Here is a 13,154-nt window from a genome sequence, read left to right as displayed (position 1 = left end):
CAGAGTACGCCTTCTCTGCACAAGTTGGCTGGGTGTCACCCAGGTTGCACCTCGCTGGTGTGGCCCGGGAGAATTCCCGCAGCACGCCGATCTGATCACGCAATCGCCTCGATTTTTAGGGTCGGCATCCGTTTTCGTGATCGTGGCGCACGGGGGACGCTGCCGTGCGTCGCGGTGGCTGTGGCCCGGTGCGCGCGTTTCCTGGCGTACCGCAGCGGTGATGAGTGACAGTGTTTATGAAGTTCCGCTCGTCGGTGGGGAAGAAGGCGTTGTCCTGGTAAACGATGTTTCCCTGAGCATCTGCAACCGTCGAGAGCGACGGCGCAACGACATTTAAAACGCCAAGATGCCGGGTCAGCCACGCTGCCTCGAAGTGAACAGAGATAAGTAGGACTCGTTACAAATAAACGAAGAGAGGGGTAAAGCCAGGTTGGCCCGTTCCGCCGCGATACTGCTTCGAGAACAGCGCCATTGCAAGAGGAGGCTTTGGGGCGCTCCAGCAGAGCTTCGAGGCACGGGATTGCGTCATTGTGTGCCGGGTGGTGGGTACGATGGCCCGTTTGTGCCATGGTGGGTCAGCGGCAAGCGCTGAAGGCGCCGCGTCAATTTCGTGGCGCTTCGGGTTGCGACGTCGCTTCCGCGCTGTCCGCCTGCGGATGGAGGCTGGAGCCGCGGAGCGCAACGGCGCCGCCGCGATGCGAGGACGGTGTGGCGCGCCGCTTGCTTTGCGCCATGCATGGCACGGTCTCCACAGGCTCGTTGGGAAAGGGCAATACCATGAGAGCGCATCGCGTCATCCAGGGAGCGCTCCTGCTGGCAGCGGCACAGCTTCCTTTCATCGTCGCTTGCGCGCGCGTCGAGGGCTCGGACCGCGCCGAGGCCGAGGCGGAGCCGGACAGGGGCGACGACACGGATCCCAGGCCGGAGTCGTCCGACACCACGTCGGGCGGCGGCGCGGACGCGCCCGATCCGGCTCTCGATCTGTTCGCTTGCGGCTTCGAGCCGAGCTGTGAGCCGGTCACGATGCACGCCTATCCGATCCCGCCAGAGGCGCTCCCGTGCGCGGCCAAGCTGGTGACCGGAGGCGGCACGGGCGTCCTCAGCTCGCTGCTCGCGCCTGGCCCGTACATCGACGAGACCGAATCGCTGATCTTCGTGCTGGGCGACGGCTCCGCGCTGGTGCAGACGCGCGAGAGGCACTGCGGGCGCGAAGGGATGGAGTGCGGGCCGACACCGGTGTGGGAGGCGCCGTCGCCGCATCGGATCTGCGACCTCGTCGTCTCTCCGGACGTCGAAGCGGCGTGCGAGGAGGACGCCGAGGGGTGCGGCTGGCGGCCGTGGGCCGACGTGGCGAACTGCCGGGCCGTCGAGGAGCACTCCTGCGAGGACGTCACCGCCCTGCTCGCGGCCAGGTGACCGCGGCGGGGCGCGCCGGCCGCGAGCCGCGCTCGCCGGCAGTGACCGGTAGATCGTGCTTCAGAACGGCCAGATCGTCTGTTCCAGCTCGGGCAGCGAGGAGACGCGGGACTCCCATCCTTCGAGCCTGAGCTGGAACCTGAGATGGCTGTACCGGTGCAGCAGCGCGAGGGCCATCAGCTTGCGGCTCAGCGCTGGGCCCAGGTCGGCAGGCGCGTATCCGTAGGCGCCGAGAAAGCCGCGCTGGAGGTCCGCGCTGCCGGCCGACAGGAAGAGGCACGGGCCCAGGAGATCGTACTCGGGTGCTCCGAGGCACGCGTCCGCGAAGTCGATCATGCCGGTGACGCTCCACCTCCCGCCCGCTCGGGTCACGAGGAGGTTCTCCGGCGTGTATTCGCCGGTCAGCAGGACCGGGACCACGGACGTCGGCAGGAGAGCGCGGGCGGACTCGAGGTAAGCCGGGATCTGCGAGACGAGGCGCTCGGGCAAGCCCATCCGCCGGTGCCGGCCCTCGCATCCGGCGATCTGGCGCTCCAGGAACGCGTCCCAGCCGAGATCGATGCGCTCCAGTCCAGAGGTGGGCAGCGCGTGGGCGGCCCTCATGATCTCGGCGACGCGGGCGAGCGCCTCGGCGCGCTCCGCGCCGCTCATCGCGGGCCAGGCCTCTTCGAGCGTGCGCCCCGGGAGGCGCGAGATCACGAGATAGGGCCAGCCTTCGAGCTCCGCTTGCCAGAGGAGCTCCGGCGTGGCCACGGGGACGTTCCCGTGGAAGCGCCCCAGCGAGAGGCGCTCGGCCTCGAACTGGTGCCGGAGGAAGGGCGGGAACAGCTTGATGATCTGGCCTGCGTCGTTCGAGACGACCACGTTGGTCCCGCGCGCGAAGGCGGAGAGCCCGCCCGACGAGAGCCCGTGGCGCTCGCACACCGCGCGGATCGCCCGGAGAAAGGCCGGGAGGTCGGCGCGGATCCGGTCGAAGCCGCCGGGGCCGTCGAACGATGGGAACAGGGAGCGATCGCCGGGGGGCGCGCTGGGATCGGGCGGCATCGCGGTGGCAGGCACCGTAACCCGCGCGCGCCGGCGCGGCCATCGCGGAACCGGGGCGCGCGCTCCTGGTGAGCGTGCGACCTGGCCGCCCGACCGAGGTCCAGTATGCTCCCGGGCCGCCCGTGAGACCCTGGCCGCCACCATGCCGCTGATCGTCGTCGAGGATCTGCGCAAGGCGTACCGGGTGGCCGAGCGCCGGCCGGGCGCCCTGGGCGCGCTCGCCGGGCTCGTGCGCCCGCGCTACCGCGCCGTCGACGCGCTGGCGGGCGTCTCGTTCTCGCTCGATCGGGGCGAGCTCGTCGGGTACATCGGGCCGAACGGCGCAGGCAAGTCGACGACGGTCAAGATCCTGGCGGGCATCCTCGTGCCGGACTCGGGGCGATGCGAGGTGGCCGGCCGCGTCCCGTGGCGCGAGCGCATTGCGCACGTGGGGCGCCTCGGCGTCGTGTTCGGCCAGCGCACCCAGCTCCTGTGGGATCTGCCGGTGATCGACTCGTTCGAGCTGCTCCGGGACATCTACCGCGTCGGCGCGGCCGATCACGCCCGCGCGCGCGACGAGCTCGTCGCGATGCTCGACCTCGGGCCGCTGCTCGACACGCCGGTGCGGCAGCTCAGCCTCGGCCAGCGCATGCGGTGCGATCTCGCGGCCGCGCTGCTCCACGCGCCCGACCTGCTCTTCCTCGACGAGCCCACGATAGGTCTCGACGCCGTCTCGAAGCTCGCGGTGCGGCGCTTCGTGCAGCGGCTCAACCGCGAGCGCGGCGTCACGGTGATCCTGACGACGCACGACATGGACGACATCGAGGCCCTCTGCTCGCGGGTCATCCTCATCGCCGGGGGGCGGGTGCTCTCGGACGGCTCGCTCGAGGCGCTGCGCGCGCAGGTCACCGCGGAGCGCTGGCTCATCGTGGACCTGGCGGACCCGGCGGCGGAGATCGCCGAGCCGCGCGCCGAGGTGATCCGCCGCGAGGGCGCCCGCGTGACGCTGCGCTTCGACCCCGCCGCGATCTCGACGGCGGAGCTGGTCGGGCGCGTCACCGCCCGCGCCCCGGTGCGCGACCTCCTGGTGCAGAACCCGCCCATCGACGAGATCGTGGCGCGGCTCTACGGCGAGGGCGGCGAGGGCGGCGAGGGGAGCGCGCCGCCGTGAGCGCGCCGTTCGAGGGCTTTGCGGCCAATTTCGCCGCCTGTGTCGCCGTGTTCCGGGCGCGCTGCCGCGCGCTCCTGCAGTACCGCGCCGCGGCCGCGGCCGGGTTCGGCACGCAGCTGTTCTGGGGGTTCATCAAGGTGATGGTGCTCGAGGCGTTCTACGGGAACGCCGTCTCGGGCGCGCCGCCGCCGATGGCGCTCGGACAGGCGATCACGTACACGTGGCTCGGACAGGCGTTCTTCCAGCTGCTGCCGTTCTCGACGAACCCCGACCCCGAGGTGCGCGAGCTGATCCGCACCGGCGCGGTGGGCTATGAGCTGGCGCGCCCGCTCGATCTTCACGCGCTCTGGCTCGCCCGCGCGCTCGCCGCGCGCGTCGCGCCGACGCTGCTGCGCGCGATCCCGATGTTCGCTGTCGCGGTGCCGCTCCTCGGGATGGGGTTGCCGCCGTCGCTGGCCGCGGCGGGCGCGTGGGCGGCGGCGATGGTCGGCGCGGCGGCGCTCGTGGGCGCGTTCGCGACGGCGGTGACGTCGACGATGCTGTGGACGACGTCCGGCGACGGCATCGCGCGCATCGTGCCGTCGCTCGTGCTCGTCGCCTCCGGCATGATCGTGCCGCTGCCGCTGTTTCCGGCGTGGATGCTGCCGTGGCTCGACGCGCTGCCGTTCCGGGGCATGGTCGACGCGCCGTTCCGGCTCTACCTCGGGCACCTGCCGGCGGGGGCGCTCCCCGGCGTGCTGCTGCACCAGGCGCTGTGGACCGCCGTGTTCGTGGCGCTCGGCAGGGCGATGGTCGCGCGCGGCCTGCGCCGGCTCGTGGTGCAGGGCGGCTGAGGGACGAGGGCGAGGCGAGGAACAGACGAGATGTCGCTCGATGCAACGAGGCTTTACCTCCGGCTGGCCGCCGCGTCGCTGCGGGCGCAGATGCAGTATCGCGCGTCGTTCGTGATGTGGTCTGTCGGGCAGTTCATCACGGTGGGCATCGAGCTGCTCGGGGCGTGGGCGCTGTTCGACCGGTTCGGCGCGGTCCGGGGGTGGCGCTTCGCGGAGGTGGCGCTGCTGTTCGGCCTCGTCAACGTCTCGTTCGCGCTCGCCGAGTCGTTCGGCCGCGGGTTCGACACCTTCTCCGCGATGGTGAAATCGGGCGATTTCGACCGGCTCCTCCTGCGCCCGCGCTCCACGGCGTTCCAGGTCGCCACCGGGGAGTTCCAGTTCCTGCGCGCAGGGCGGCTCGCCGTCGGCCTCGTGATGCTCCTGTGGGCCGGTAGCGCGCTGGGCGTGGCGTGGACGGCGGCCAGGCTAGCGCTGCTCGCCGGCGCGATCGTCGGCGGCGCCTGCGTGTTCTACGGGCTCCTCGTGCTCCAGGCCACGCTGTGCTTCTGGACGGTCGAGTCGCTGGAGATCATGAACGCGTTGACCTATGGCGGCACGGAGGCGGCGCAGTACCCGCTGACCCTGTACCGCGACTGGTTCCGGCGCTTCTTCACGTTCGTCGTGCCGCTCGCGTTCGTGAGCTACATCCCCGCGGGCGCGCTGCTCGATCGCCCCACGGTCCCGGCGCTGCCCGAGGCCGCGCGCTGGGCGTCGCCGCTCGTGGGCGTGGCGTTCCTGCTCGTGTCGCTGCGCATCTGGCGGTTCGGGGAGCGGCGGTACCAGTCCACCGGATCCTGAAATACCGGTCACGTCGTTCAAGCGAGAATGAACCGTCAAGGCACCATAAGACGCCATGAGAATAACAAAATGTCTTGGCGTCTTGTGGCGGTTCGGTAGCAAAAAAACGAGCTGCCGCGGGACGTTCGCCGCTTGCTGAACCAGCGAATATCACAGATCGTGCTCTGTGGGCGCCCGTTCTCTGCGCAATAAATACAGGACGGTGGCGCCCTCGTCCCGGGTGTCCACCTGGATCTCCATCGTCGCGAGCGATCCGCGGCTCAATGTAAACTGGATGAACTTGTCGCTGGGAATGCGTGGCCATCGGGGGTGGGCCAGCTTCGCGCGGCAAAGGCTGGAGGAACAGACGACGTCGTCGACGCTGACCTGTGGACCCAGCTGCTCGGAGATCACCCGCGTGAGCACCGGCTCTGTCTCACGACGCCATGCTGGGTCGGGCGGCTCGGTGTCGACTCGAGCGCTCAAGCCGTCCCAGAACGCGATTCGCGCCTCGTGCACCGAGCGCTCCTCTTCCTCGGGATCGAGCGGCTCGCGCACGTCCGCACCGTCGAGCTCTTCGCCGTCCTCCGCGCCGGCCGAGCCATGCCGCGAAGGGATGGTAGCCTTCCATGTCGGAGCTCGCGGCCGACGAGCTCCGCGTTCCAAGGCCGCGAGCCGCTGACCGTCCTTCGCGCTCGGGACGCCCGCGCGTTCGCTTGCCGAGGGGGCCGAAACGCGCCCCAGAACGTATGCACCCGCCAGCGCTGCAATGCCGGCTAGCAGGATGAACAGCCGGTGCGGTCGTCGTTCAATCACTGGTCACCACGTGGACGCCCCGAGCTCGTGGCCTGCATGGCTCGACTCGGACCATTCGACTCAAGCTAGAAGACGCGCGCGGTAAATAGGCCAGACGAACCGCCTCCTGGGATCGCGCAGCTGACGGAGTACATGTGTGAGGCGCTCTGCGGCGAAACGGTGAGTGTGGCCGTCCTTGTTACGGTCCCGGTGAAGGTCCCCGTCCCTGACACCATGGCTGACGTCGAGCCGAGATCGTTGCCGTCCTGGTCGTGCGCCAATCCAACGCACGTCGTGTTCATGCCGTCCAAGTCGTTGCCATCAGACATCCGGACCCGAAAGGTCACCGTGCCTCCGAGTTGGTGGTCTATCGGAATCGCGCAGTGGATGGTGATCGGATTGCTCGATTGGTTCAATATGGCGTTGGATGCGCGCAGCACATCGATGCCGTTGACCAGGTGACACGCGGCGCCGTTCATCGTCGCCCCGGCCGACACGTCGCCCGGGCTCAATACAAGACCCAATGCGGGGAGGATTGCAAACGTTGCGAGCTTCTTCATGTGTCCGTCCCACTCTCCCAAGATTGACCAACGATCGGCTTTTCCAAACGATTGGTGTGTATGCTCCAGTGCGGCGCGCTCACGGTTATCGCTCTGCGAGGCGGCTTCGGCCCGTGGATCTGTTGATCCTGCAAAGCTCGGCGCATACGCGGCGTTGCTCCGCGTCGTCGCCTGTGCGCTTCATGTTCGCTCGTCTGGGCGCAATTGCGTGTCGATTGCATTCAGTGGCGTTCAATCGCATTCGATTGAGTTCAGTTGCATGTCGCGTGCCACATTCGGGGATCGCCAGAATTCTCTGCAAGCCGCGCCCGGCACGCCAGTCATGAGACTCCTGGCGCGACATGGGGCCCGATCTTGTGTGACATGTCACGGTTCACGGCGTGACATGTCACGGTCCTCGGCGTGACATGTCACGGTTCACGGCGTGACAGAGATGAAAATGGCAATGGATGCGAGATCGCGGTACCCAGAGTCGGGTCCGCTTGACGCTCGTGCCCGGTGCCTCTATAGCCGCCAAACCCTCGCCGCCCAAGGATCTCAGCGTGTCGATCAAGGACTATCTCTCCATCTCGCCCGAGGTCAGGAAAGCGCTCGCTGACGGCCGGCCGGTGGTCGCGCTGGAGTCGACCATCATCACGCACGGCATGCCGTATCCGCAGAACCTCGAGATGGTGCGGCGCGTGGAGGCGGTAGTCCGCCGGAACGGCGCCGTGCCGGCGACGATCGCCATCATGGACGGCAAGCTCAGCGTGGGCGTGAAGGGGGAAGATCTCGAGCGGCTGGCCAGGGGGGGCGGCAAGGCGGCCAAGGCCTCGCGGCGCGACGTGGCGGCGCTCCTGGTCCTGGGCGGGATGGCCGGGACGACCGTGGCGACCACGATGATGGCGGCGGCCTGGGCCGGTATCCAGGTCTTCGCCACCGGGGGCATCGGCGGCGTGCATCGCGGGGCGGAGACGACCTTCGACATCTCCGCCGACCTCGAGGAGCTGAGTCGGACGCAGGTGGCGGTGGTCTGCGCCGGGGCCAAATCGATCCTCGACATTCCCAAGACGCTGGAGACGCTGGAGACCCATGGCGTGCCGGTTTTGGGCTACAAGACCGAGGATTTCCCGGCCTTCTGGGCGCGGCAGAGCGGGCAGAAGGTGGACCACAGGATCGAGAGCGCCGAGCAGGCGGCCAGGGTCATCGCGCTGCAGTTCGAGCTCGGCATGGGCGGGGTCCTTGTGGCCAACCCGATCCCCGAGAGCCATGCGATGGACGCCAGGGCGATCGAGGCGCGGATCGAGGAGGCGATCCGGTGCGCCGAGGCAGAGGGGGTGAGCCGCAAGGACCTGACGCCGTTCCTCCTGAAGCGCATCTTCGAGCTCACCGAGGGCAAGAGCCTCATCGCGAACATCGCGCTGGTCGAGAACAACGCGGCGGTGGCGGCGGAGATCGCGGCGGCGATGAGCGAGCTCGGGGCCAGGCCGAAGTCGAAGTCGAAAGCGAAGTCGAAGTCGAAGTCGAAGGCCAAGGCATGAGCGCGGCCGACCGCGTGCTCGTGGTGGGCGACGTGATGACGAACGTGATCGTCCGCCCCGAGGGGCCGCTGGTGCGCGGCTCGGACCGGCGCGCCAAGATCGAGAGCCGCCCCGGCGGCTCGGGGGCCAACGAGGCGGTGTGGCTCGGCGCGATGGGAGCGAAGGTGTCGTTCGTCGCCCGGGAGCAGGCGGCAGCCTGGGCGGCGATCAGCTCGCCTGCGCCTCCGCTGCGGCCGCGGCCTCGTGCGCCGCGGCGAGCTCTGCGTCCTTCGCCGCGATCCGCGCGAACGCCGGCCGGCTGCACACCCGCGCGACGTAGTCGGTCACCTCCGGCAGCTCGGGCACGAGCTTGAACTTCACCATCCACTCGAGCGCCTTGCCCCAGAGGACGTCGGCCGCCGAGAATCGATCGCCGAGCAGATACGGCCCCTTCCGGAGCGCCTCCGCGACCACGCCGAACATCGTATCGAAATCTCCGTACGGAGACGTCGCGGCCGGGGCCGGATCGCGCTTCATCGCCCGATCGACGACGGCCGGCTCGAAGCACGACCCGTAGTACGCGATCCACCGGAGGTACGGCCCGCGCAGCGGATCCCCGATGGCCGGGGTCAGGCCGGCCTCCGGGAACAGATCGGCGAGGTAGATGACGATCGCGACCTGCTCGGTGACGAGCGCGCCGTCGTGCAGGATCGCGGGCACCTTGCCGAGCGGGTTCACGGCGAGGTAAGGGGCCTTGCGCTGCTCGCCGGCCTTCATGTTCAGCACGCGGAGCTCGTGGGGCGCGCCCAGCTCCTCGAGCAGGATGCGCGTGCCCACCGAGCGCGAGTTCGGGGAATGGAACAAGACGAGGTTGCCCCTCGGGGTCGTGGTCGAATCTGCCATGTTGCTGCCTCCGGGGCGGACGTTACTGCCGCGGCCAGGCCCGGTATTGTAAAAGAGCGCCACGCGCGATCATGAGCCCGACCATCACCCCCGAGGACCCCACCCGCGGCATCCTGAACCCCGCCGCGGGTCTCCAGCGCTTCGAGCTGCACCGCCACGCGCCCGCGCCGGACCTGGCCAGGCTCGTCGACTGGCACTGGGTCGTCCGCTGGTCGCTCACCGCGCCGTTCGAGCAGGAGGTCTTGCCGCACCCCTGCGTCAACCTGGCCGTCGAGGCGCCGGGCTCGGCGGTGCACGGCATCGGAACCCGGCGCGAGGTCGTCCGGCTCGAGGGCGCGGGGCGCGTCGTCGCGACGAAGTTCAAGCCAGGCGGCTTCTTCCCGTTCGCGCCCCTCCCCATGCGCCGGCTGGTCGACCGTGTGGTCCCCCTCGCCGAGATCTTCGGCAGCGCGGCCGGGCCGCTCGAGCGCGCCGTGCTCGACCAGCCGGACGACGCCGTCGCGATCCGCGCCGTGGAGGCGCTCCTGCGCGCGCGCAAGGGCCCGGAGGACGCCGGGCTCGGCGAGGCGATGGCGCTCGCCGTCCGCGCGCAGGAAGACCGCGAGATCCACCGCGCCGAGCATCTCGCCCGGGTCGCGGGCGTCTCGGTGCGCACGCTGCACCGCGCGTTCGAGCGGTACATCGGCGTCGGGCCCAAGTGGATCATCCGGCGGTCACGCGTGCAGGAGGCCGCGGAGCGCGTGGCCACGGGCGCGCCCGTCGCGTGGGCGGCGCTCGCGCAGGAGCTCGGATATCATGATCAGGCGCACCTGATCCGGGAATTCAAGGCCCAGGTCGGCTTCACACCGGCCGTCTATGCAGAGCGGTGCGCGGCAGCGAGGTCGAGAGGCGGCCCGCCCGGCGTGAACGGGTGAGCTGCGGGTTTACGGCCATTCACAGCGCGAGAAGGCTCTATGACGCGCGAGGTCGTGGTTCAATTTTCGCGGACTGGAAGAACCCATAGCGGCCTGCGTCAAAGTTCCTCGCTTGCGTCAAAGTTCCTGTATCGATAGCATCCACGCGCCAATCGCGCGCCGTCGTCGGCGACGCCAGCTTTAGAGGTAATCGAACATGCGTCGATTTCAGAATCGTGTTTTCGTGGTCGCGTCGTTCTCTTTGGGGCTGTTCGCGGCCATGCCCGTGTACGCGGCGTCGGTGCAGGCGGTGAGCCAGGCGACGTGGGGAGCGAACGGCGTCCCGAGCTACGTCAACATGAACATCTACGTCCCGGACAAGCTGGCCGAGAATCCGCCCATCGTGGTGGGCTGCCACTCGTGCAGCACGCCGGTGAGCTCGTTCTTCAACAGCATCTCGGGTATCAAGGCGGGCGCCGACAAGAACGGCTTCATCATCATCCTTCCGGAGGCCACCGGCCGGAACTGCTGGGACGTGGGCACGGCGAAATCGCTGACCCACGACGGCGGCGGCGACACGCAGGCCGTCGCTCAGATGGTGAAGTACACGCTCGAGAAGTACAAAGGCGACCCGAAGCGCGTCTACGTGATGGGCGGCTCGTCCGGAGCGATGATGACGCAAGCCATGCTGGCGGTGTACCCGGACATCTTCCGGGCCGGCGCGGCGCGGGCGGGGGTGGCGGCCGGGTGCTGGGCGGACGGCTTCGACGCGGGCCAGCAATGGAGCAACAACTGCGCGGGGGGCAGGACGAGCAAGTCGGCGCAGCAATGGGGAGATCAGGTTCGGGGGATGTTCCCCGGGTACACGGGGCATCGCCCGCGCCTCCAGATCTTCCACGGCACGGCGGACGCGACGATCAACTACAAGAACCAGGCCGAGGCGATCAAGGAATGGACGAACGTGCTCGAGCTGAGCGAGACCCCGACCTCGACCGACATGATCACATCGGGCGGGACCACCTATGATCGCCAGTTCTGGAAGAACGAGTGCGGCTACACGGTGTTCGAGGCCTGGTCGGGAAGAAACGGCGCGCACTCGATGCCGTACGACAGCGACGCCATCCTCGCGTTCTTCGGGCTCGACAAGGCCGGTGGTGCCGATCCGGAGACCGACTGTTCCGAGGCTGCCGGCAGCGGCGGCACCGGTGGCTCGGGCGACGGCTCCGGGGGTGATCAGAACGTCGGCGGCGCCGGGCCTGCTGCGGGGAGCGGCGGCGCCTCGGGGGACGGCGGAAGCACCGGCGAGGGCGTGACCGTCGGCTCTGGCGGGCAGCCCGCTGGCGGCGGCGAGGTCACCACGACGGGCGGCAGCGACCCGAGCGGGGCGAGCGGCACGAGCGGTACGAGCGGCGCTGCGGACAGCGCCACCACCGGCGCGGGCTCGGAGTCTGCAGGTGAATCGGGCGAAACGGGCGGGTGCGCCGTCGTCGCCGGCGATGCCAGGCCGAAGAGCTCGTGCGCAGCGGTCGTCGCCATGGGCCTTGCGCTGTTGGCGCTCCGTCGCCGGCAGCGAAACGCCCGGAGCTGACACGTGTCTTGTCGATGAACTGAAGCAACCCCCCGGCACTTTCGAGAGAATTCACAGGGAGTCGGGGAGACGGGGAGCGAAATCCCATCACTCTCCCCGTCTCCCCGCCTCCCTGTTCAATTATTCTTTTAATAATGCCAACAAGGGGTCTCCGCGCTAGAAGGGCACCTCCGGAATGGGCGCGCGGTCGTGCCCCGGCGCCGTCGTCGGCGGGATCGGCGGCCTCCTCGAAGGAGCGGGGACACCCGTGTGCGGTGTCCTGGGTGTGGCGCTCGACGGCGGCCGTGCTGCCTTGGTGGACGTCGGGGGCGCCGGCGGCGCCGCGGTCTCGCCGGCCGCGTCCGCTGCAGAGCCCGTCGCCTCTGCAATGGGCGCCGCGGGCGTCACGCTCTCCAGCGGCTCCGAGGAGCGCTCGACCTCTGCCGACGCGCTGGCGGCGACCTCCTCCGACGCAGGCGCGCCGGCCGAGGCGACCTTCGCGCCCGCCTCGCCCCCGGCGCTCGATCCGCCCCGACGCAGCGCGATGGTGACGCTGGCGCCGACGAGCATCGCCATCGCGATGCCGATCGCCTGCCTCGCGCGCTGAGGCTTCTGAAGTCGGGCCTCCTGCGCCGTCGATCCGGCGCCGGTCAGGGTGCCTGGCCTCGCCGAGCGGGGCGAGGCCGCCGGCTCGTCGAGCTTGGCGACGTCGAGCGCTATCGTCCCGCTGAGCCTCGGCCGAGCGGTGCTCGGCACGCCGGAGCACGGGGATTGCAGATCCGGAATCGACGGCGACGCCATGCCCGCGACACGGCGGAGCTCGGCTATCATCTCTCCGACCGACTGGAAGCGCTCCGCCCGCTCGCGGGCCAGCGCCCGCGCGAAGAAGGCATCGATCTCCGGCGGCAGGTCGGGCGCGATCAGGGACGCGCTGGGCACCGGACCGACCAGGATGTTGGCGAGCACCGCGCCGAGCTGGGCCCCCTGAAAGGGCAGCTCGCCGGTGACGCCATAGAAGAGGATGACCCCGAGCGACCAGAGATCGCTGCGCTGATCGATGTCCTTTTCGCCCCGGACCTGCTCCGGGCTCATGTAGTGAGGCGAGCCGAGCAGCTCCCCGGTGCGGGTCACCTCTTCCGTCAGCGCCGCGCCGGTGTCCTTGACGATGCCGAAGTCGAGGATCTTGACGACCTCGTCCTGCTCTCCCTCCACGCGCACGAGGAACAGGTTGGCAGGCTTGAGATCGCGATGGACGAGGCCGGCGTCGTGCGCGCGACGGATGGCCTTGCCGGCCTGCACCAGGATCAGGGTGGCGTCCACGAGAGAGAGCCGGCCGACACGCAAGAGGCGCGTGCCCAGGTCCTCGCCCTGAAGCAGCTCCATCACGAGGTACGGAGTGTCGTCGTCGACGCCAAAGTCCTGGACGTAGACGACGTGTGGGCTCTGGAGGCTCGCCGCGATCCTGGCTTCACGCTCGAAGCGGGCGAGGAACGTCGATGACGCCGCATAGGTCGGGTCCATGAACTTGACCGCGACGAGAGAGCCCAAGTTGACGTGTCGCGCCACCCACACCGAGCCCATCCCGCCGTGCGAGAGAGGTCGTTCGAGACGATACTTCCCACCTACGACGGAATCCGGAGCGAACTGCATGGCGATGGCTTCCTCCTGATAGCCGAGG

At 69.4% G+C, this 13,154-nt stretch carries 12 protein-coding genes; 7 read left to right on the top strand and 5 right to left on the bottom strand.

All coding sequences use genetic code 11. The annotated features are described in order from the left end of the window. Positions 1-777 precede the first annotated feature (777 nt). On the top strand, positions 778-1,416 hold the full coding sequence (locus WMF44_RS35780; RefSeq protein ID WP_437294525.1) for a hypothetical protein: 639 nt from the start codon (positions 778-780) through the stop codon (positions 1,414-1,416). A 60-nt stretch (positions 1,417-1,476) separates the two neighbouring features. On the opposite strand, the gene WMF44_RS35775 is transcribed toward WMF44_RS35780, so the two are convergent. Beyond that, positions 1,477-2,460 carry a phosphotransferase family protein gene (locus tag WMF44_RS35775; protein WP_437294524.1) on the bottom strand — a complete coding sequence of 328 codons (984 nt, stop codon included), beginning with the start codon at positions 2,458-2,460 and terminating at the stop codon, positions 1,477-1,479. Between the two features lie 142 nt (positions 2,461-2,602). Here WMF44_RS35775 and WMF44_RS35770 point away from each other — a divergent pair, with 142 nt between their 5' ends. Genes WMF44_RS35770 through WMF44_RS35760 form a run of 3 tightly spaced genes read left to right on the top strand, consistent with a single transcriptional unit; the run spans position 2,603 to position 5,280 of the window. After that, positions 2,603-3,610: an ABC transporter ATP-binding protein gene (locus WMF44_RS35770; RefSeq protein WP_437294523.1), complete on the top strand. Its 1,008-nt coding sequence runs from the start codon at positions 2,603-2,605 to the stop codon at positions 3,608-3,610. Continuing rightward, positions 3,607-4,443, top strand: coding sequence for an ABC transporter permease (locus tag WMF44_RS35765; protein ID WP_437294522.1), 837 nt, complete (start codon positions 3,607-3,609; stop codon positions 4,441-4,443). The genes WMF44_RS35770 and WMF44_RS35765 overlap by 4 nt, the downstream gene beginning before the upstream one ends. A 30-nt stretch (positions 4,444-4,473) precedes the next feature. Then, complete coding sequence (locus WMF44_RS35760) at positions 4,474-5,280, top strand: ABC transporter permease (protein ID WP_437294521.1); 807 nt, start codon at positions 4,474-4,476, stop codon at positions 5,278-5,280. A 150-nt stretch (positions 5,281-5,430) separates the two neighbouring features. Here WMF44_RS35760 and WMF44_RS35755 read toward each other — a convergent pair whose 3' ends face one another. Both WMF44_RS35755 and WMF44_RS35750 read right to left on the bottom strand, forming a co-directional pair. Next, a complete protein-coding gene (locus tag WMF44_RS35755) occupies positions 5,431-6,075 on the bottom strand; it encodes a hypothetical protein (RefSeq protein ID WP_437294520.1) in 645 nt (214 codons plus the stop codon). A gap of 65 nt (positions 6,076-6,140) precedes the next feature. Beyond that, on the bottom strand, positions 6,141-6,614 hold the full coding sequence (locus WMF44_RS35750) for a hypothetical protein (RefSeq protein WP_437294519.1): 474 nt from the start codon (positions 6,612-6,614) through the stop codon (positions 6,141-6,143). A gap of 548 nt (positions 6,615-7,162) precedes the next feature. On the opposite strand from WMF44_RS35750, the gene WMF44_RS35745 reads away from it, so the two are divergent. After that, positions 7,163-8,134 carry a pseudouridine-5'-phosphate glycosidase gene (locus WMF44_RS35745; RefSeq protein ID WP_437301654.1) on the top strand — a complete coding sequence of 324 codons (972 nt, stop codon included), beginning with the start codon at positions 7,163-7,165 and terminating at the stop codon, positions 8,132-8,134. 207 nt (positions 8,135-8,341) lie between these two features. Here the strand turns inward: WMF44_RS35745 and WMF44_RS35740 are convergent, their stop codons facing one another. Continuing rightward, a complete protein-coding gene (locus tag WMF44_RS35740; protein ID WP_437294518.1) occupies positions 8,342-9,016 on the bottom strand; it encodes a glutathione S-transferase family protein in 675 nt (224 codons plus the stop codon). A 71-nt stretch (positions 9,017-9,087) separates the two neighbouring features. On the opposite strand from WMF44_RS35740, the gene WMF44_RS35735 reads away from it, so the two are divergent. Beyond that, on the top strand, positions 9,088-9,930 hold the full coding sequence (locus tag WMF44_RS35735) for an AraC family transcriptional regulator (protein WP_437294517.1): 843 nt from the start codon (positions 9,088-9,090) through the stop codon (positions 9,928-9,930). Positions 9,931-10,126: 196 nt separating this feature from the next. Further along, complete coding sequence (locus tag WMF44_RS35730) at positions 10,127-11,497, top strand: extracellular catalytic domain type 1 short-chain-length polyhydroxyalkanoate depolymerase (RefSeq protein WP_437294516.1); 1,371 nt, start codon at positions 10,127-10,129, stop codon at positions 11,495-11,497. A gap of 156 nt (positions 11,498-11,653) precedes the next feature. Here the strand turns inward: WMF44_RS35730 and WMF44_RS35725 are convergent, their stop codons facing one another. Continuing rightward, a complete protein-coding gene (locus WMF44_RS35725; protein ID WP_437294515.1) occupies positions 11,654-13,126 on the bottom strand; it encodes a protein kinase domain-containing protein in 1,473 nt (490 codons plus the stop codon). Positions 13,127-13,154 lie beyond the last annotated feature (28 nt).

The organism is Sorangium sp. So ce426 (assembly GCF_051475585.1).
GTDB classification, from domain to species: Bacteria; Myxococcota_A; Polyangia; order Polyangiales; family Polyangiaceae; genus Sorangium; species Sorangium cellulosum_B.
Note: the sequence above shows the minus strand (reverse complement) of the source record. Positions and strands in the feature narration are given on the sequence as shown.